This window comes from Acinetobacter sp. CAU_H_29a_1 (assembly GCF_058599505.1).
The window spans coordinates 2,944,202-2,964,608 of record NZ_CM178655.1 but is presented as its reverse complement, the minus strand read 5'-3'; the positions used below and the strand labels follow the sequence as shown (position 1 = coordinate 2,964,608).

12 protein-coding genes and 2 pseudogenes are annotated in these 20,407 nt (G+C 38.7%); 13 read left to right on the top strand and 1 reads right to left on the bottom strand.

Going from position 1 to position 20,407, the window contains the following annotated elements:
- Window positions 1-191: 191 nt before the first annotated feature.
- The 7 genes from AC4MDD_RS14920 to AC4MDD_RS14890 all read left to right on the top strand — a co-directional run bounded on the left by AC4MDD_RS14920 (window position 192) and on the right by AC4MDD_RS14890 (window position 11,490).
- On the top strand, window positions 192-1,922 hold the full coding sequence (locus tag AC4MDD_RS14920; protein ID WP_491881948.1) for a class I SAM-dependent DNA methyltransferase: 1,731 nt from the start codon (window positions 192-194) through the stop codon (window positions 1,920-1,922).
- Window positions 1,912-3,315, top strand: a complete 1,404-nt coding sequence (locus tag AC4MDD_RS14915; RefSeq protein ID WP_491881947.1) for an RNA-binding domain-containing protein — start codon at window positions 1,912-1,914, stop codon at window positions 3,313-3,315. The genes AC4MDD_RS14920 and AC4MDD_RS14915 overlap by 11 nt, the downstream gene beginning before the upstream one ends.
- Complete coding sequence (locus AC4MDD_RS14910; protein WP_491881946.1) at window positions 3,312-4,718, top strand: restriction endonuclease subunit S; 1,407 nt, start codon at window positions 3,312-3,314, stop codon at window positions 4,716-4,718. The genes AC4MDD_RS14915 and AC4MDD_RS14910 overlap by 4 nt, the downstream gene beginning before the upstream one ends.
- Window positions 4,711-6,072 carry an AAA family ATPase gene (locus AC4MDD_RS14905; protein ID WP_491881945.1) on the top strand — a complete coding sequence of 454 codons (1,362 nt, stop codon included), beginning with the start codon at window positions 4,711-4,713 and terminating at the stop codon, window positions 6,070-6,072. The genes AC4MDD_RS14910 and AC4MDD_RS14905 overlap by 8 nt, the downstream gene beginning before the upstream one ends.
- Window positions 6,073-6,094: 22 nt before the next feature.
- Window positions 6,095-7,260, top strand: a protein-coding gene (locus AC4MDD_RS14900) for an IS3-like element ISAba22 family transposase (protein ID WP_085940844.1) whose coding sequence is annotated in 2 segments (ribosomal slippage) — window positions 6,095-6,353 and window positions 6,353-7,260 — 1,167 coding nt in all. Because the reading frame shifts where the segments join, the coding sequence is not laid out codon by codon here.
- A 38-nt stretch (window positions 7,261-7,298) separates the two neighbouring features.
- Entirely contained in the window at window positions 7,299-8,387 is a 1,089-nt protein-coding gene (locus AC4MDD_RS14895) for an AAA family ATPase (protein ID WP_491882627.1), read from the top strand.
- Between the two features lies 1 nt (window position 8,388).
- Entirely contained in the window at window positions 8,389-11,490 is a 3,102-nt protein-coding gene (locus AC4MDD_RS14890; protein WP_491881944.1) for a type I restriction endonuclease subunit R, read from the top strand.
- Between the two features lie 218 nt (window positions 11,491-11,708).
- Here the strand turns inward: AC4MDD_RS14890 and AC4MDD_RS14885 are convergent.
- A protein-coding gene (locus AC4MDD_RS14885; protein ID WP_227509860.1) for an IS3 family transposase occupies window positions 11,709-12,841 on the bottom strand; the annotation gives its coding sequence in 2 pieces (ribosomal slippage) (window positions 11,709-12,589 and window positions 12,589-12,841; 1,134 coding nt in all).
- A gap of 172 nt (window positions 12,842-13,013) precedes the next feature.
- Here AC4MDD_RS14885 and AC4MDD_RS14880 point away from each other — a divergent pair.
- From AC4MDD_RS14880 to AC4MDD_RS14855, 6 genes and pseudogenes are all read left to right on the top strand, one after another.
- Window positions 13,014-13,681 (top strand): annotated as a pseudogene (locus AC4MDD_RS14880) (IS3-like element ISAcsp5 family transposase); the annotation flags it as partial.
- 513 nt (window positions 13,682-14,194) lie between these two features.
- Window positions 14,195-15,436: a group II intron reverse transcriptase/maturase gene (gene ltrA, locus AC4MDD_RS14875; RefSeq protein WP_004826931.1), complete on the top strand. Its 1,242-nt coding sequence runs from the start codon at window positions 14,195-14,197 to the stop codon at window positions 15,434-15,436.
- A gap of 64 nt (window positions 15,437-15,500) precedes the next feature.
- Window positions 15,501-15,977, top strand: a pseudogene (locus AC4MDD_RS14870) (IS3 family transposase); the annotation flags it as partial.
- A 128-nt stretch (window positions 15,978-16,105) separates the two neighbouring features.
- Window positions 16,106-17,650 (top strand): DUF262 domain-containing protein, encoded by a 1,545-nt coding sequence (locus AC4MDD_RS14865; RefSeq protein WP_491881943.1) that lies wholly within the window; start codon window positions 16,106-16,108, stop codon window positions 17,648-17,650.
- A complete protein-coding gene (locus tag AC4MDD_RS14860) occupies window positions 17,643-19,649 on the top strand; it encodes a DUF262 domain-containing protein (protein WP_491881942.1) in 2,007 nt (668 codons plus the stop codon). Before AC4MDD_RS14865 ends, AC4MDD_RS14860 begins: the two co-directional genes overlap by 8 nt.
- A gap of 94 nt (window positions 19,650-19,743) precedes the next feature.
- Complete coding sequence (locus AC4MDD_RS14855; RefSeq protein WP_491881941.1) at window positions 19,744-20,364, top strand: HEAT repeat domain-containing protein; 621 nt, start codon at window positions 19,744-19,746, stop codon at window positions 20,362-20,364.
- The last annotated feature ends 43 nt before the right edge of the window (window positions 20,365-20,407 follow it).

Below are 20,407 nucleotides of genomic sequence, written 5' to 3'. Positions count from 1 at the left end.
TTATAAGACGTAGCAGTTGTTAAAGGACTATTTTAGCTAAAGTTATCCCGTTAAAATGACAGGACTTTATTAATCTCTATTTTTTTTGTTAAGTGCATGACTTTTAATAGGTCATTGATATGCTAACTTAGCAACATTGTTTAACATTAAGTATAAAACCAAAGCGGTTGATCTTGGATTGAGGAAATAAAATGCATTCATTGGAACAAAAGTTTCTAAATGACTTAGATGACAAGCTTTGGAAAGCCGCCGATAAATTACGCAGCAGTCTGGATGCCGCTAACTACAAGCATATTGTTTTAGGACTGATTTTCTTAAAGTACGTATCAGATGCTTTTGATGAACGGCAATCTGAACTCAAAGAATTGTTTGCACAAAAAGACGATCACAACATCTATTACATGCCGCGTGATCAGTACGACAGCGAAGAAGAATACCAACAGTCTATTGCTGATGAACTAGAAATACTGGATTACTACCAAGAAAAAAACGTATTTTGGGTGCCAAAAGCAGGCCGTTGGTCAAATATCCGTGATGCAGCAGCTTTACCAATTGGCTCAATCATTTGGCAGGATGAGCAAGGACAGGACGTGAAGTTACGCTCTGTATCTTGGTTGATTGATAATGCTTTTGATGAAATTGAAAAAGCCAATCCAAAGCTTAAGGGTATTCTGAATCGTATTGGACAGTATCAGCTGGACAATGACAAGCTACTTGATCTGATCAACACCTTCTCTGACACTAGTTTTACCAAGCCTGAATATAATGGCGAGAAACTCAGTCTGCACAGTAAAGATATTCTCGGGCATGTCTACGAATACTTTTTAGGACAGTTTGCTTTGGCTGAAGGCAAGCAAGGTGGGCAGTACTACACGCCTAAAAGCATCGTAACTTTAATCGTTGAAATGTTGCAGCCTTATAAAGGTCGTGTGTATGACCCTGCAATGGGTTCAGGTGGATTCTTTGTATCCAGTGAAAAATTTATTGAACAACATGCTCAGGAAAAGCATTACAAAGCCTCCGAACAGAAAAAGCATATTTCTATTTATGGGCAGGAAAGCAATCCGACCACATGGAAATTGGCTGCTATGAACATGGCAATTCGTGGGATTGATTTTAATTTTGGTAAAAAGAATGCAGACAGCTTTTTAGAGGATCAGCATCCAGACTTACGTGCTGACTTTGTTATGGCGAACCCACCTTTTAATATCAAGGATTGGTGGCACGCCTCTTTAGAAAATGATGTGCGTTGGAAATATGGCACGCCACCGCAAGGTAATGCTAACTTTGCTTGGATGCAACACATGCTGCACCATCTATCACCTACGGGCAGTATGGCATTGTTGCTTGCCAATGGTTCGATGAGTTCCAATACCAATAATGAGGGTGAGATCCGTAAGAACCTGATTGAAGCCGATCTGGTGGAATGTATTGTCGCATTACCAGGACAACTGTTCACCAACACGCAAATTCCAGCCTGTATCTGGTTTCTAACCAAGGACAAAAAGAATGGCTTGTCTTTAGATAAAAAGAAAGCCAACCGTGAAGGTAAGACGCTGTTTATCGATGCCCGTAATTTGGGCTATATGAAAGATCGCGTACTGCGTGACTTTACCGATGCTGATATTGCCAAAATCACCCAGACCCTGCACGCATGGCAACAGGGAGATAATTTTGAGGGTGAAAAGTATCAAGATGAGAAAGGTTTCTGTTTCTCTGCTGAGTTAAAGGATATTCAGAAGCACGACTACGTACTGACTCCGGGACGTTATGTCGGTGCAGTCGAGCAGGAAGATGATGGCGAGCCATTCGCTGAGAAAATGCTACGTTTGACTGTCCAACTCAAAGAACAATTTGCTGAAAGTGCTGTCTTGGAAAGTGAGATTAAAAAGAATCTAAAGGGCTTGGGTTATGAGTTCTGATCATCCTTTATTGCAAGAAATTCAGAAGGGTGAAAGTCAAACCCTTGAATTTAAAGAGCAGTTACCTAAAGGGCAACAGGTCGCAAAGACCCTGATTGCTTTTGCCAATACCAGTGGTGGTAAATTGGTAGTGGGTGTAAGTGATGATCGCCAGCTCGTAGGTATTCAAGATGATATTTTTGAGTTGCAAGATCAGATCACTTCGATGATCAATGAACTCTGTATGCCCAACATTCTGCCGTATATTTATATCGAGAATATCCAAGGCATAGAGTTGCTGGTGATTGAAGTCAGCCGTGGTTCATTGTTGCCTTATTATCTCAAGCCACAAGGCAAGGCACAGGGGACTTATATCCGTTTAGGTGCAAGTAATCGTGTGGCATCGCCTGAGTATATCCAGCAACTTGAATTGCAACGTCTGAACCAGACTTTTGATGAACAGCCGAATCCACAATACAGTTTAGATGTCATCGATTTACAGCCTTTAAAGCAAGCCTTTGCTGAGCTGGGCAAAGAACTGTCTTTGCAGAAAATGCGTAATCTTAAATTGATCATTCAGCAAAATGGACAGGATTACCCAAGTCATGGGTTACTCATTTTGTTGGGGCTTTATGAGCAGGTTGAGATTAAATGTAGCCGCTTTAAGGGCACAACCATGACGGTGTTTTTGGATAAAAAAGAATACCGTGGAGACTTATTTAGTCAGTTGAAGCAAACAGAGCAATTCATCAAGAATCATCTGCATCTACGTGCTGAAATTTTAGGGCTACAACGTACAGAAAGTTATGAAATTCCAATCCCAGCCATTCGTGAAGCCTTGGTGAATGCAGTGTTACATCGTGACTATAGCAATGCAGGGCGTGATATTAAGGTCGGCATTTATGATGACATCCTGAATATTGTATCGCCGGGTGGTTTGCCAAATGGACTGACTGAAGAAGATTTGGCACAAGGTCGTTCTGAGATTCGTAATCGTGTCTTGGCCCGTGTGTTTAAAGAGCTGGGTTATATCGAGCAATGGGGCAGCGGTATTGCCCGTATTAAAGATCTATGTTTGCAGGCAGGCAATGCCGAACCTCAACTGAAAGCGCAAGGTGATTTTGTTGATTGGGAGTTTTATCGTCCTTCGATTGAGCAATTAGGTGGCTCAATTGGTGGCTCAATTGGTGGCTCAATCCAAGAGGATATGCTGACAGATCGGCAAAAACAGATTTTAGTTTTAATTCAACAGAACCCAAAAGTTTCCTATCGTGCTATGGCCGAACAGTTGGGAATCAATGAGTCAGCAGTGAAAAAGCATCTGAATCATTTAAAAGATGCATGTTGGCTTGAGCGTGTGGGTGGAACACGTGGCTATTGGATGATTAAGAAAGAATTTGGGGGTGAGGTGTGAGTACCGTTTGGAATACATACAGAATTGAAGACATAGCTGACAAAATAACGATAGGTCCATTCGGTTCAAGAATGAAAAGTGATGCTTATGTCGAAAGTGGTGTTCCTGTCATTAGAGGAACTAATCTTACTGGCAGTAAGAAATTTTCAGGTGATTGGGTTTTTATTTCAGAACAGTTAGCAAAACAATTAGAAAATTGCTGTGTGAGTAACGGTGATTTAGTATTTCCACACCGAGGTTCTATTGGTGAGGTTGGATTAGTTGATAATCAGTTTCATCAATACATGATGTCTTCAAGTTTAATGAAGCTTCGCTGTAATCCAAATATTGCTGATAGCGAATTTATTTACTATTTTTTTAAATCTCATCAAGGACGTTATGAGTTATTAAAGAATGCTTCTCAAGTTGGTACGCCTGGAATTGGGCAGCCTTTAACATCATTAAAAAATATAGAAATTAAACTTCCATCATTGGGAGAACAGAGAAAAATAGCCAAAATCCTTTCCGACCTAGATGACAAAATTCACATCAACAACCAAATCAACCAAACCCTCGAATCTATCGCCCAAGCCCTCTTTAAAAGTTGGTTTGTCGACTTCGACCCTGTCCGTGCCAAAATTGCTGCTAAGCAGGAAGGAAAAGACGCTGAGCTTGCTGCGATGTGTGCCATTAGCGGAAAAAGTGAAATTGAACTTCAGCAAATGGCTGAAGATGATTTTGCTGCGTTACGGGCGACTGCTGCACTGTTTCCTGATGGGTTGGTAGAAAGTGAGTTAGGGGAAGTGCCGAAGGGGTGGGAAGTTTCGACGGTTGGAGAACAAGTTCAAACAGTTGGAGGAGGGACACCTTCAACTAAGAATGTTGATTTTTGGGACGATGGTATTCACTATTGGACAACACCTAAAGACTTATCAAATTTAACTGATAAAATTCTGTTAAATACAGAAAGAAAAATAACTGATGCCGGACTGAAAAAGATCAGTTCAGGATTATTGCCTAAAGATACTGTTTTAATGTCTTCACGTGCGCCAGTTGGGTATTTGGCTCTATCGAAAATTGAAGTAGCTATTAATCAAGGCTATATAGCAATTTTACCAAATATGAAATATTCAGCTGAATATTTAATTCAGTGGTGTGAAGCTAATATGGCTGAGATAAAAGGCCGAGCATCAGGTACGACATTTCAGGAAATTAGTAAGAAAAATTTCAGAGAAATAAGCTTTGTTTGCCCAGATGACAAAGTGGTTGTCTCTTATACTAAAACGGTCAAAACGCTATATGATGAAATTACCTCAAAAGCAAAAGAAAATCAGAGTTTAATTAATTTAAGAGATACTTTATTGCCGAAATTGATGTCGGGTGAGATTTCTTTGAATAAAAATATGGGTAGTATTGATGATTAAGAAAATTAAAAGTATCGGCAACCTTGCGGTTTTTAAAGGTTTTGAATGGGATGCTAATGTTAGGAATAATGGGGGAGCTGCTGATACCTTTAAAGACATCAATATAATTTATGGGCGAAATTATTCTGGAAAGACATCTTTATCTCGAATAATTAGAGCACTAGAGATGGGGAGGATATCGGATAAATATAACAATCCAGAATTTTGTGTGAAGTTTTCTGATAAAGAAGTAACGCAAAACAACCTAACATCTCATGGGAAGAAAATTAGAGTTTTTAATGAAGACTTTATTAAAGAAAATTTAAAATTTATTGTGCATCAAGATGATGACATTCGATCATTTGCTATTTTAGGTGAGAACAATAATATTGTTGAAGCCGAAATTCAGACCATTGAAGATGAGCTTGGGAAAAAGGAACAGGGCCAAGAAACAGGATTGTATGCTAAAAGGGTTCAAGCAATCAGCAGTTACAATGATGCTAAAATAGTTTGGGATAATGCTAAAAGAGCATTAGATAAGCAGTTAAGTGATAAAGCAACAGATAGAAAAATTGGAATAAAATATCAATCTGAAAGATTTGGTGATCAAAACTATAATGTTCAGAAACTTAGTAATGATATTAGAGATGTATTGTCTGAGTCGTATAAAGAGTTATCTTTAGAAGAAATTGAACAGTTTACAAAGCTGAGTTTAGAAAAAGCATTAGATGATTATTCTATAATTGATCTTCCTAAAATTAGATTATCTAATTTTGTTGAAAAAACTGACAATCTCGTTACGAAAAAAATTAGCTCATCTAATAAGATTGAAGAATTGGTTAAAAATGCAATTTTGAATCGTTGGGTTAATGAGGGTAGATCTTATCATAAAGATAAACTAAGTAATTGCGCTTTTTGTGGAACTTTTATAAGTGAGGAGAGGTGGAAGGAATTAGACCAGCATTTTGATAAAGAATCTAAAATCTTAGAAGATGATATAGATAGTCTCATTAAAGATATTGAATCAGAGAAGAAAAGTTTCTCTTTATTAAAAATTGATAAATCAAAATTTTATTCAAAATTTCATAAAAGACTTGATATTATTCAAACAGAATTGGAAGAAATAATTAGAGAATACGATTTAATTTTAGATGGTTTAATTGATCAACTAAAAGAACGGAAAGCGAACATTCTTAATGAAAAAGATTTCATTAACCCTAATAAAAATGTTGAAAAGTTACAAGTAATATGGACTTCATACCTAAATATTAAGAAAGAATCGACTGAATTTAGCAAGAAGTTATTAAGTGAACAAAAAAATGCTAAAGATATGATGTGTGCTGAAAAAACAGGAGGTTTTAACTTGGTAAACTAAACACACTCATCAGGAGTTTACCATGAGCAAGAAACACAAGACTTACACCACAGAATTTAAAGCTGAAGCCATCAAATTAATTGAAGCCAATCAAGGCAATGTCTCGGAAACAGCCAGACAACTTAGCATTTCAATGCAAACTCTTTCAAATTGGAATACCAAAGCAAAGGCTGGAACTTTAGCAGGTACAAAACAGTATTCACCTGATCTAAACGCTCTACTCGAAGAAAATAAAAAACTCAAACAACAGCTCAAAATAGCTGAAATGGAACGTGAATTTTTAAAAAAGGCAGCAGCGTACTTTGCCAAAGAAAGTCAGTAAGGTACGCCTATATGAAACAAAAAAGATATTCTTTTCCAATTACCTTAATGGCTCGATTACTTCATGTTTCAGTTTCATGTTTTTATGATTGGCTCAAGAGAGGCGTGAGCAAAAGAACGATTCAACGAAATCAACAGACGATATTGGTGAAAATAGCCCATGAGGAGACAAGGCAGAGCTATGGTTATATTCGATTAACCAAATACTTACAAGCTCAGGGCATAAAAATGAGTATGTACGCTGTACGTCAGATAAAAGCGCTGAACCACCTGTATTGTAAGCGACACAAGCGTTTTAAAAGGACTACGAATAGTGACCATAATCGAGCGATCTATGAAAACCTGCTGGAGCAACAATTCTCAATGACTAGACCAAATCAAGCATGGTCAAGTGATATTACGTACATATGGACTGTTGAAGGATGGCTGTACTTAGCAGCGGTAAAAGACCTTTACACGAAGCAAGTGGTTGGCTATAGCTTAAATGAGCGCATGACAACACAGCTTGTTTGTAATGCGCTAAATATGGCTATTCACAATCAAAAACCAACCAAAGAACTGATTGTGCATTCAGACAGAGGAAGTCAATATTGCAGCCATGAATATCGAAATATACTTGAGCAATATGGTTTTCAAGGTTCAATGAGCAAGCGCGGAGACTGTTACGATAATGCACCGATTGAAAGCTTTTGGGGAATACTGAAAAATGAGTTAGTGCATCATTACAACTATCAAACCAGAGAAGAAGCCAAAGCAGATATTATAAAATACATTGAATTATTTTATAATCATCGAAGAATTCAAAAGGGTTTGGGTTTTAAGACACCAAATCAAATGGCCGAAGACTTTTATAAGTTGGCTGCCTAGAATCTCCCAAGGGAAAGTCTCCTGATAATTCAGCGTATATCAATAAATTACGTTTAAATGAGGTCTCTAATTTTTTAGAAATTATTAAATATCAAGATCAAGGCACTAATATTGAAGCCTTGCGTGTCAAAGTTGTTGAAAATGAAAATAAAAAGATATCTATGGATGAAATTATCAGACAAAAAGAGCAACTTATTAAAACTAAAAAAGCAGAACTTCTAGATGAAGAAAAAGGTGCAGATAAAGTTAATGAATTATTAAAGAATTTCTTTGGACATCATTATTTATCTTTGCAACCAATAACAAATGAAAGTGGAGTGAGATTTGAAGTTATTAGAGATGATAAAAAAGCATATCATTTAAGCGAAGGGGAATGCAGTTTACTTGCTTTTTGCTATTTTATGGCAAAATTAGATGATATTGATACTAAAGGTTCAAAGCCAATTGTTTGGATTGATGATCCGATTTCTAGCTTAGATAGTAATCATATTTTCTTCATTTATAGTCTGATTAATGAGAAAATTGTTAATAACCATATTTTTGGTCAACTATTTATTTCTACACATAATTTAGACTTTCTAAAATATTTAAAAAAAGTTGATGGGAAATTTTTAAATGCGAGTGGAAAAACTCAGAATTATCAAAAAGAGTACTTTTTGATTGCAAGGGTGAATGATACTTCTAAGATTAGTATCATGCCCAAATATCTTAAAGAATATGTGACAGAATTTAACTATTTATTCCATCAACTTTATAAGTGTTCTGTTATTGAGGTTATTGATGATTCAAATTATATAACTTTTTATAATTTTGGAAACAATGCTCGAAAATTTTTTGAAATTTACTTGTATTACAAATACCCCGATAAAGGCATGACAGAAGAAACCTTAAATTTATTTTTTGATGGGGATAATATTCCTGCTCTTTTGACAGATAGAATCAATAATGAATATTCACATTTGTGTGGTGTTTTTGAACGTGGTTCTTCACCTGTAGAAGTTCCTGAAATGCAAATTGCAGCCAAAAGAATTATCACAAAATTAAGTGCAGATAGAGAACAGTTTATTGGTCTGCTTAAAAGTGTAGGTGAAGATACAAGCAACATCAGTTCTACTTCGGAAGTATAAAATGAACGAAACACAACTTGAAAACCTTTGCCTTGATTGGTTCACCGAAAATGGTTGGGAAGTCGTTCATGGTATTGATATTGCACTTGATAGCAGTAATCCTTTACGCAAAGACTATAAACAGATCTTATTGGAAGCTGATTTAAAGGCAGCTTTTGAACGTTTGAATCCACATTTGCCTGCCAGTTGCTTTGAGCAAGTGTTACTGAAACTAAGCAAACCTGAAAGTCTGGATTTGGTGACCAATAACCGTGCATTCCATCGTATGTTATTGGAAGGTGTACCTGTCACCTATAAGAAACAAGATGATTGGGTACATGACCATGCTTTCTTAGTGGACTTTAATCATGTGCATCAAAACCGTTTTGTTGCGGTCAATCAATTTACGATTCTAGGCACTAAACAACCTCGACGCCCTGACATCATCTGTTTTATCAATGGTATTCCGTTTGCCGTGTTGGAGCTAAAAAGCCCAACCGATGAAAATGCAGATATCTGGGATGCCTTTAACCAGCTGCAAACCTACAAAGAAGAAATCTCCGATCTGTTTGTCTTTAATGAAGCTTTGGTAGTCAGTGATGGTGTAACAGCACGTGTCGGTTCACTGACGGCGAATCAGGAACGCTTTTTACCGTGGCGTACCATCAAGAATGAAGATGATAAACCTGCTTTAGAGTGGGAGCTAGAAACAGTTGTTCGGGGCTTCTTTGACCGAGAATTGTTTTTAGATTACATTCGATTCTTTGTGTTATTTGAAACAGATGGCGAAAAGACCATTAAAAAAATTGCAGGCTATCATCAGTTCCATGCGGTTAGGGAAGCGGTACAAGCGACCATTGCAGCAGCCAATCCGACAGGGGACAAAAAAGCAGGCGTCGTTTGGCATACCCAAGGTTCGGGTAAAAGTATTTCCATGTGTTGTTATGCAGGTAAACTATTACAGCAGTCTGCCATGCACAACCCAACTTTGTTGATCGTGACTGACCGTAATGACTTAGATGGACAGCTCTTTGAAACCTTTAGTAATGCTCAAGAATTATTAAAACAAACGCCAGTACAAGCCAATAACCGTGATGAGCTGAGAAAGTTTTTAGCTGAGCGTGAGTCTGGTGGCATTATCTTTACCACGGTACAAAAGTTTGCATTACTGGAAGGTGAGACTGAGCATCCATTATTAAATGGACGCCACAATATTGTGGTGATGTCAGATGAAGCACATCGTAGCCAATATGGTTTGAAAGCAAAACTAGGTAATGATGGCACATACAAGTTCGGCTATGCCAAGCACATGCGCGATGCTTTAAAGAATGCTGCTTTTATTGGCTTTACTGGAACTCCGATTTCGAGTGAGGATAAAGACACCAGAGCTGTCTTTGGCGACTATGTTTCCATCTATGACATTCAGGATGCCGTCGATGATGGTGCAACCGTCCCAATCTACTACGAATCACGCTTGGCAAAGCTGGACATCAATCAGACTGAAATTGAAGATTTGTCTGATCAAGTCGATGAGGTTGTAGAAGATGAAGAAGATGTCGGTAACAGGGAAAAGACCAAGAGTGAGTGGAGCCGACTAGAAAAACTGGTGGGTGCCACACCACGGCTGAAACAGATAGCAGCGGACTTGGTTGTTCACTTTGAAGCCCGTACCGAAGCAACGGCAGGCAAAGGCATGATTGTCAGTATGAGCCGCGAGATCTGTGTTCATCTTTACAATGAGATTGTTGCCCTCCGTCCAGACTGGCATGATCCTGACCCTGAAAAGGGAAAAATTAAAGTGGTCATGACGGGATCAGCCTCAGACAAACCGTTACTGCAACCGCACATTCACAACAAGCAAGTTAAAAAGCGTCTTGAGAAACGCTTTAAGGATGTCAAAGATCCTTTGCAGTTAGTGATTGTTCGCGATATGTGGCTCACAGGTTTTGATGCACCGTGCACGCACACCATGTATATCGACAAGCCAATGAAAAGCCATAACCTCATGCAGGCGATTGCACGCGTGAACCGGGTCTTTAAAGATAAGCAAGGTGGTCTGGTTGTTGACTATATTGGCATTGCTAATGAATTGAAGCAGGCCTTAAAAACCTATACCGATGCCAAAGGGAAGGGTGAGCCGACCTTACGTGCAGAAGAAGCCTATGCGGTTCTTGCTGAAAAGATGGATGCAATACGAGGAATGTTCACCAAAACCAACGAGCAGGCAGGTATGGATTTGGGTGCTTATGAAACTCAGGCACACCGACTGATTATCCCCGCAGCTAACTATGTGCTGAGCTTAAAGGATGGTAAAAAGCGTTTTCTTGATTTAGTTCTGGCAATCAATAAAGCCTTCTCTTTATGCAGCACCTTGGATGAAGCGAAGAACCTGCACAAAGAAATTGCCTTTTACTCAGCCATTAAAGCAGTCATTAGCAAGCATACCTCTGTAGATCGTAAACTGTCGCAAGCGGAAAAGGACAGTACGCTAAAACAGATTCTGGATAATGCTGTCATTGCTGATGGGGTAACAGATGTCTTTGCAATGTGTGGTTTGGATAAACCCAACATTGGCTTGCTTTCAGATGAGTTCTTAGAAGATGTAAGGCAGATGCCATACCGTAACTTGGCAGTTGAACTGTTGGAAAAGTTACTCAATGATGGCATTAAGGCAAAGACACGAAACAATGTGGTACAGGAAAAACGCTTCTCTGACCGTTTGCAGGAAACCTTGAGGAAATACAATAACCGAGCGATTGAAACTTCTCAGGTCATTGAAGAACTCATTCAAATGGCAAAAGAATTTCAGGCAGAGATGCAGCGTGAAGCTTCACTTGGGTTAAATCCAGATGAAATCGCTTTCTATGATGCTTTGGCAAACAATGAAAGTGCTGTCAGAGAGCTTGGAGACGATACGCTGAAACAGATCGCACGAGAGATTACAGAGAAGCTACGGAAATCAACGACGGTCGATTGGCAGGTTCGGGATAGTGTGCGTGCTCAGCTGAAAATATTAGTACGTCGTACTTTGCAGCGTTGGAAGTATCCACCTGATAAAGCAGCTGAAGCGATTGAGTTGGTGATGAAGCAGGCTGAGCAGTTGTCGAATGCTTGGACGCGATAGAATTAAAAAATTCATATCAGGTTAAAGCCTACACAATTTAGAGATGCTCTAACCTTATTAAAATATATTTATTGATTAAGTATTAATCAAAATTAAAACAATGCCTTAGTAAAAAACATCAGACTGAACAGGGGCTGATGCAAGAGTTATTAATCACAGAGGTGGTCCCACTTGTTTGAACAACTAAAAGCGTATTTATAAGTGATATTCCGCTCTAGTTAAGCCACCTTGTTTTGTTGGGGTAGCTGATCATAGTAAAACTCATTTGGTGTCAATTTGTCTAGACTCGAATGAGGTCGTTTCAAATTATAAAACTCAAAATATGCACTCAATTGCTTTTTCGCATCTGTGACACTGCTATAAGCTTTGAGATACACCTCTTCATATTTAACGCTCCGCCATAATCGTTCAACCATCACATTATCAATCCATCGACCTTTACCATCCATACTGATTTGAATGCCATTTGATTTCAATACATCAATAAATGCATCACTGGTGAACTGACTGCCTTGGTCTGTATTAAATATTTCAGGTGATCCATATTTTTCAATTGCTTCATTTAAAGCCGAAATACAAAAATCCACCTCCATACTAATCGATACCCTATGCGCAAGTACCTTGCGGCTATGCCAATCAATCACAGCACATAAATAAACAAAGCCTTTTGCCATAGGGATATACGTTATATCCGTAGACCACACTTGATTACTGCGCAGAATAGCCAACCCTTTGAGCAGATATGGATATTTACGGTGAGCTTGATTAGCCTGGCTTAAATTTGGTTTGCAATATAACGCCTGAATACCCATTTTCTTCATTAAAGTACGTGTATGACGTCGTCCTATATGATGCCCTTGACGATTCAACAAATCACGCATCATACGACTGCCTGCAAAAGGATATTGCATATGTAATTCATCAATACATCGCATCAGTTTCAGATCTGATGAGCTAACAGGTTTTGGGCGATAATAATAACAACCACGAGAGACTTTCAGTAACTTAGCCTGTTTAGATACTGAAATCTGAAGTGAGTGATCGATTAACTTTTGTGGTTGAAGCGGCCCAGTTTCTTCAACACACCTTCTAAAAAATCAATTTCTAATGCCTGCTCACCGATTTTTGCATGTAACTTTTTAAGATCAATGGGGGGTTCTGATGGAGCTTTTGATTGATCGAAAGCTTGCGAGGAAGCTGAGATCAATTGATTTTTCCAGTCAATAATTTGGTTTTGATGAACATCAAACTCAGAACTCAATTCAGCAAGTGTTTTTTCTGCTTTGATCGCAGCAAGTGCTACCTTAGCTTTAAAGTCGTTTGAATGATTTCTTCTTGGTCTACGTGCCATAAAATACTCCATATATTGATGTTTATAACATCATTTGAGGAGCAGAATATCACTTATAGGAGTTGTTCAAATTTCCGGATCCATTGATGTGGGTATAGGATTTTAGACCACGCCTATAAGTGATAATCTACTCCCCAATAAGCATGGGAAATGCTTGTTTTTGGAGTCAACCATGACACGAAGAAAACGTCGTAATCATTCAGCAGAGTTTAAAGTTAAAGTTGCTCTCGCAGCAATTAAAGGCGACCACACACTCGCTGAACTTTCTACTCAATTCGACTTACATCAAAACCAAATCATCGATTGGAAAAATCAACTGCTTGAGCAATCAGTCAATATTTTTTCACGACCAACAGCACAACAAGAACCAGAGATTGACCTCAAAGCTCTACATGCCAAGATAGGACATCAGGCATTGCAAATTGATTTTTTAGAAGGTGCGCTCAGAAAAATAGGGCAGCTGAGCGGCAAAAAATGATCGATAAGACCCATCAACTTTCGGTACGACAACAATCGCAATTGATTCAAATCAATCGCAGTACGTTGTATTACAAGTCCAAAGAGATTTCATCAACTGATTTGAGTTTGATGCGTCTGATCGATGAAATTCATCTCGACTACCCCTTTATGGGCAGTCGAATGATACGAGATATGCTACAGCGTCAAGGGCATCAAATAGGTCGGCGTAAAGTCCGACGTTTAATGCGCTTGATGGGAATACATGCCTTGTATCCAAAACCCAATACCAGTAAGCCTAATCTTGCACACCGTATTTTCCCATATCTGTTGAAAAACATGGTCATCGATCACTCTAATCAAGTCTGGTGTACAGATATCAGTGTGCCGCAGCAAGCGGCGTAAGAGATGAGGGTATGGCCCCTCGCTATCGGCTTGCAGGAGCAGGTAGCAAACCACCATAAGCGGCTTGGATCAAAAGTCCCGGTCGTGAGCGTTATGGAAAAGGTATCGTAGAGATGTCAGGTAAGAATTAGGAAGGCGAACAACAGTGAACTGCCGTTCAAGTGTCGAAAGTACTCAAATGACATCAAAACCGGGGATGGAAGTTACCCCGCGATTAGTTTGGCCGTTACCTGCTTACGGGCCATTCGGTGTCCGGCGTAGAGGCAGCGCGATCCTAATTCAGGCTCTTACGTTGAACTGCGGGAACCTTCGGTGGCGATGTCAAGCGAAAGGCACAAGCTCAAAAGGCAAGGCTGATAATAGCAATGCGTCACCAAGGGGCGGAGCAACTCGTAGTAGTGTTGAAGTTACTGTAATGGTAATGGAGCGAAGGGGTTGCATTATCCAGGTCTACGGATTTGTCAACTGTGCAAGCAGGAGGAGCAAAACTTTATGACCAAACCATTTAATATTCCTAAAGCGTTAATTTGGGAGGCATTTAAAAAAGTCAAAGAGAATGGTGGCGCTCCAGGCGTTGATCATGAATCTATTGAGCAATTCGAAAAGCATTTAAAGAACAACCTATACAAACTATGGAATCGACTTTGTTCTGGCAGTTATTTTCCACCGCCAGTTAAGGCTGTTCCGATTCCAAAGAAGTCAGGTGGCGTGCGTATACTAGGTATTCCAACAGTTGCAGATCGAGTCGCGCAAACAGCAGTTAAGCTCTTATTAGAGCCGAAAATTGATCCATTATTTCATCCAAACTCATATGGATATCGTCCGGGGCGTTCTGCCCATGATGCAATTGCGATAGTGAGGAGACGAAGTTGGGATTATGACTGGGTTGTGGAATTTGATATCAAAGGTCTCTTTGATAACATCGACCATGATTTACTCATGCGTGCACTCAAGAAACACTGTGAAATTCCATGGATTCTTTTATATGTGCAACGTTGGTTAAAAGCACCAATGCAACACATAAATGGCCATCTTTTAGAAAGGAATCGCGGCACACCACAAGGTGGTGTTGTGAGTCCTTTATTGGCGAATTTATTTATGCATTATGCTTTTGATATGTGGATTACGAAACATCTTCAAAGTGTACGGTTCTGCCGTTATGCAGATGATGGCGTAATTCATTGTCGGAGTTTATCTCAAGCCAAACTTGTTTTACAAAAGATCGATGCACGATTTCGTGAATGTGGTCTCGAATTGCATCCAGACAAGACAAAGATTGTTTATTGCCAAGATATTAATCGTCGTAAAGCATATCCCGATGTTCAATTTACTTTTCTCGGGTACACGTTTAGGCCCCGTAAGGCTGTGGACAAGTATAAAAGAGTTTATGTAAATTTCTCTCCTGCAGTCAGTCGTGATGCACTTAAAGCAATGCGACAGACTATTCGGAAATGGCATCTACATCTGATGTGTAATCGCGAATTAAGTGATTTATCTGCAATATTCAATCCAATTCTTCAAGGTTGGCAGCAATACTATGGTCGATTCCATGGTTCAGCAATGTCAGCGATCTGGCAACACATGAATGCTTATCTTATACGCTGGATGAGGCGTAAGTATAAAAACTTGGCCCGTCATAAAAGACGGGCTAGATATGCCTTAGGGCGACTTGCGCGTGATTTTCCAAATGCCTTTGTGCACTGGAAAATGGGATGTTTACCATCGGTTGGATAATGGGAGCCGGATGAGCTGAGAGGTTCATGTCCGGTTCTGCGAGGGGCTAAGGGTGAAATTCCCTTGGTCTACTCACCCGTACATTCCTATGGCTAAAGGCTTTGTCTATCTGTGTGCAATTATAGATTGGCATAGTCGTAAAGTACTGGCTCATCGTGTATCGATCAGTATGGAAACAGACTTTTGCATAGATGCGTTGCAAGAAGCAATTGTGAAATATGGTTGTCCAGAGGTGTTTAATACAGACCAAGGCAGTCAATTCACAAGCGAGGCATTTTTGAATGAGTTAAAATTGCGAAATATCCGTATCAGTATGGATGGGAAAGGACGATGGATGGATAATGTGATGATTGAGCGTTTATGGCGCAGCGTGAAGCATGAGGAAGTCTATTTGAAGGCTTACGATACGGTTAAACAAGCGAAACAATCAATTGCTGAATATTTGGATTTTTATAACATGATACGTCCTCATTCAAGTTTGAATAAGGCAACACCGGATGAATTTTATGATCAACATTTACTAAAAGTAATGGCAGCATAATTTAAATATTTAGAGCGGATTTATCACTTATAAAACTGAATTGAGTGGTCTAATTAACGGAACCACATTACCATCTCTCACTAACATGAAATTATTGTTTAAATAATTAGCAGAGGGTCAATTAAGAAATGCAAGAAGAGACTTCCGACAATGTATCGGTAGAGCTGCTGAGCTTTAATAATTTAAGCCTTGAGGGTTATCCATTGGTATTAGATAACTATCAGCGTGCCTATGTTTGGGGAGTTGATAAAGTCATCCAGCTTCTAAATGATTTATTGTCTTTTATTCAAGAGAGTGAAGATGAGGATGCCTATTACATGGGCACCTTATTGTTGCATAAGAAAATTGGTGAAAAACAGAAAGTTTTGTGTGTGATTGATGGGCAACAACGTCTAACGTCGCTTGCTGTATTGTATTGGCTGCTAAACAAGCAATTACCTACCCATATTCAATTTTCTTTCCGCTCATCTCGTTCAATGGTCAATGTCCAGCAAGCGAAACAAACAATACAACACTGGCTTGCTGAAAACAATTTAGAGATTGATAAGTTAGTTGGAGTGTTTGATCGTCTCCGTTTTACTGTAATCATAGTAACTAGAGAAGATCTCGCATTTACTTTTTTTGATACTCAAAATAATCGTGGTGTGCCTTTAGGTAGTACAGATTTACTAAAATCCTTCCATTTACGTGCTATTCATAGTGACGATGCACAAATAGATGAGCTATTGCAAAGCCACTGTGCTTCACGTTGGGAAAAAGTGCAAGTACAAGGTGAATTGGGAAAACTTAGCTCCAATCATGACTTTGCACCTGAGCTTTTTCACTATTATTTATGGCGAGCACGCAACTGGACGGGAAATGAAGTTGTTGAGTTAGAAAGTAAAGATGAAATGCTTTCTCATTTTGGAGAGCGTACTAAAATTACAAAATTGGGCGAAGTCATACTGTATCCTGCTGGTGCAAACCAGTGGGGGCAGTCGCTAAGACTTACCCATAACAATGACTTTTACTTAACTCCAGCCAGTCAGCAATTTGGTGTGCAATCGGCATATTTGCCATTTGCGCTACGCCAACCGATCAGTCGTGGTGTAGGCTTTTTCTTATACGCTGAAAAATATGCAGTAATGCTTAGCTTGCTTTTGTACAAACCAAGTAGAGATCTTGAAATCCAAGCAGTGCAGCAATTTTACAATGATGTAGTGAAGACACTTTCTCATTACTTGCAAAGCTTAGTCCGTTTGTGTTTGCTGGTCTATTGTGATCGTTTGGGTAGTAACGGGTTATTGCGTTTTACTTTATGGCTCGATCATCGGATTGGTGGGATTCGTTTATCTCAAGATGATATTAGGCGAGAGACTCCTATTAAATTTTTAAGAGATCCTAAGCGTAATTTGCTTGATGTTATTGCTTCCGCTTATCAATGTGATGATGTCATTGATTTTCTAAAACAAGTGGATGTAAGTAAAACTTATAGTTCAAATGAGGGGTGGGTGAAGCACATTAAAAGTAACCGACGTGTACAAGAGCGTTATGTCGCTGCAATTGCCAAATATTATCGTATTGAAAGTTTAGATCAGAAAACAGCAGAGTGTATTGAGCGTTCTGTGAAAAGCCAGTTATCTAACCAAAAAAAACAAATTGATTCAAGGTTTAAAGGAGCCGCTCATGTCTGAGTTTCAATCTAAATTAATTACCTTGAACGATGTTATTGATCAACAATTTTTCTTTAACATTCCAATTTATCAGCGACTTTATGTTTGGGGTAAAGAGCAAATCCATACTTTACTGGATGATATTGTTGCAGCATGGTTGGAGGAAAAAAACGAGTTTTATTTAGGTGGTACTTTAGTTATTGAGCGAGCTGTGAATGGCTCTGAGGATATGCGATATTTTGACTTGATCGATGGGCAGCAGCGTTTTACCACTTTATGGCTCATTAGTGTGGTATTAAAAGAGCATTTGGCTGCCTACATACAAGCAGATACCAAACAGGGTAAACGTTTGCGCATTAGTTTTTCAATTCGACCACAAGTGACAAAATTCTTTGAAAAAGTATGTGAAGGTCTACCAGCTAGTTTGCCAGAAGCGATGCAATTACAAGATGCCTTGCAAGAAATCCGATTTTATTTTAATAATTATTTTAATGAGAAAGAAGCATTAGATAAACGGGCACTTTCAGAGTTTATTCTAACTAAGGTACAACTGATTCTAACCACAGTACCGGATCACACAGACTTAAATAAGCTTTTTGAAGTCATCAACAACCGTGGTGTACAGTTACAACATCATGAAATATTAAAAGCCAAGTTATTGGAAAAAATAGAAAAACATGATGAGCGTGAGGCGTATGCTTTGTTGTGGGATGCTTGTGCCAATATGAATGGTTACGTTGAGCGTCATTTAAAAGCAACAACCAAACTCGACACAGTTTCTCTCTATGAAAAAAAAGTAGATTTTAAGAATGGTGAAAGAGAGCAGTTGGCTGATGCAAAAGCCGTTTTAGATGAATTGAGAAAAACCACTAAGGCTTCAGACGATCAAAGCATCAAGCTTGAAGATATTTTGAATCAAACAGAAATAGTTGCGACTTCAGAAAATGATCCAGGTGAAGATATAGATTCAGGATTACCTGTTAGGATCACTAGTATTATCACATTTCCAATGCTGTTACAGCATGTATTAAGAATTTACTTGCAGCAAAAGAAGACGGTGAAACAGCACGATATCCAAAAAATTTCTGACAAGGATTTGCTGTTCATCTTCAAAAAATTCTGGCTTGATGAGAAGCCGAATGAAATTGATACCAAACAGTTTCTTGAATTGCTTTGGGATGTGAGATACCAGTTTGATAAGCATGTTATTAAATGGGTATCGGTTGAGGAAGAAAAACAACACGCTATTCGTCGTATACGTATCAATTATAACAATAAGCAAGAGACTGCCTATCTTCAACGCGAAACTAAGGATGCCTTACCAGATTTTGCATTACTGCAAAGTATGCTCTACCACTCACAGCAAATGACAACACAATATTGGTTAACGCCTTTACTTAAGTTTTTACTTGAAAACCAGTCTGATCATACTAATCTTCTTTATTTACAACATCTTGATAATCATTTGTTATGCAGCCGAGTTGATGAGCCACTTATAATACGAACACATCGGTTTTTACAGAACCTGTGGCACAAAGAGACTCTTATTGATGCCAAAGAAAGCTTAGGTCAAAAATACGAAAATGGTACTCAGTATCCGCATTATTGGTTTTATAAGTTGGAATATGTGTTGTATCTCAAACTTAAAAGAAATAATAGTTCGCTTGTTGATAATTTTAGAATAACTTCTAAAAATTCGGTTGAGCATGTTACACCTCAAAACCCCGAGCAAAAGCAGGATGAGATCCCTTCCGAGATATTACACAACTTCGGTAACTTGGCACTAGTAACCAAAAGCATTAACTCAGAGATGAGTAACAAAGGCTTTAGTATTAAAAAAGTTGAGTTTGAGCATAGATACAAGGGCAAAGGGGTTTCTTTAAAGTTAGAAGATATTTTTGCCAAAACGCAGTGGAAAGAGGATGAAATAAGAGTACATCAACAGCAAATGATCGATGATTTTAATGAGTATATGAAGTCAGTAAGCAGGCAAACTGAGAAGAATACGGTGAATGAGTAAATTTATGTGCAATGTATTATTTCACCAACATAATCTTCCCAAATGAGATTTACTCTGATGAAAAAGTGATGTTCCTGTAGGAAGGCGTAAGTTAATGAATGAAAAAACAGTTGAAATGTCTGACCAGCAAGAAGAATCTCCAAGAATAATTACTGATAAGATATTTGCTTTAAATCAGATCAGGCATACAGATCCTTTGATTCGCGCTTTGTGTACCACCTGGGAAGAGTGTGCATTACAGTTAGTTCATGATCCTGATACATTTGTTCGAATGGAATGTGCTGGAAAATGGCAAGCATGTGCCGAATTACTTTTTGATGATGGCGATCCAGTTGTTCGCAAGGTTTGTGCGGAAAACTATGAGCATCTAGCTGCTAAGCTGATAAATGATCGTGATGAAAATGTTCGTGCAACATGTTCAAAATGGGAAACTTTAGTTGCTGAATTAATTCATGATTCTAGCCCTCTTGTTCGTAGAAGTTGTGCTGAGAGCTTTCATCATTTGGCCGAACTGATGATCAATAGTTCAGATTGGGAAGTGCGTGCAGGCTGTGCAATCTGGGAAGATTTAGCAGTGAAATTAATTGATGATGTCTCTTGGGAGGTAAGAGCTATTTGTGCTCACCATAAAAAGTTAGCAAGTCAGATGAAAGATGATAGCGATTGGAGAGTAAGAGTAGTTGTTGGTAGCTGTTTAAATGAAACTTCTTTTTAAAAATCATTTTATTAACTGTACATAAAAGTAAAAACCACTACTA

What these genes read in the sequence shown, in the direction of transcription:
- AC4MDD_RS14920 (WP_491881948.1), top strand. Translation starts at nt 192, where the DNA reads ATGCATTCATTGGAACAAAAGTTTCTAAATGACTTAGATGACAAGCTT.
- AC4MDD_RS14915 (WP_491881947.1), top strand. Translation starts at nt 1,912, where the DNA reads ATGAGTTCTGATCATCCTTTATTGCAAGAAATTCAGAAGGGTGAAAGT.
- AC4MDD_RS14905 (WP_491881945.1), top strand. Translation starts at nt 4,711, where the DNA reads ATGATTAAGAAAATTAAAAGTATCGGCAACCTTGCGGTTTTTAAAGGT.
- AC4MDD_RS14890 (WP_491881944.1), top strand. Translation starts at nt 8,389, where the DNA reads ATGAACGAAACACAACTTGAAAACCTTTGCCTTGATTGGTTCACCGAA.
- ltrA (WP_004826931.1), top strand. Translation starts at nt 14,195, where the DNA reads ATGACCAAACCATTTAATATTCCTAAAGCGTTAATTTGGGAGGCATTT.
- AC4MDD_RS14865 (WP_491881943.1), top strand. Translation starts at nt 16,106, where the DNA reads ATGCAAGAAGAGACTTCCGACAATGTATCGGTAGAGCTGCTGAGCTTT.
- AC4MDD_RS14860 (WP_491881942.1), top strand. Translation starts at nt 17,643, where the DNA reads ATGTCTGAGTTTCAATCTAAATTAATTACCTTGAACGATGTTATTGAT.
- AC4MDD_RS14855 (WP_491881941.1), top strand. Translation starts at nt 19,744, where the DNA reads ATGAATGAAAAAACAGTTGAAATGTCTGACCAGCAAGAAGAATCTCCA.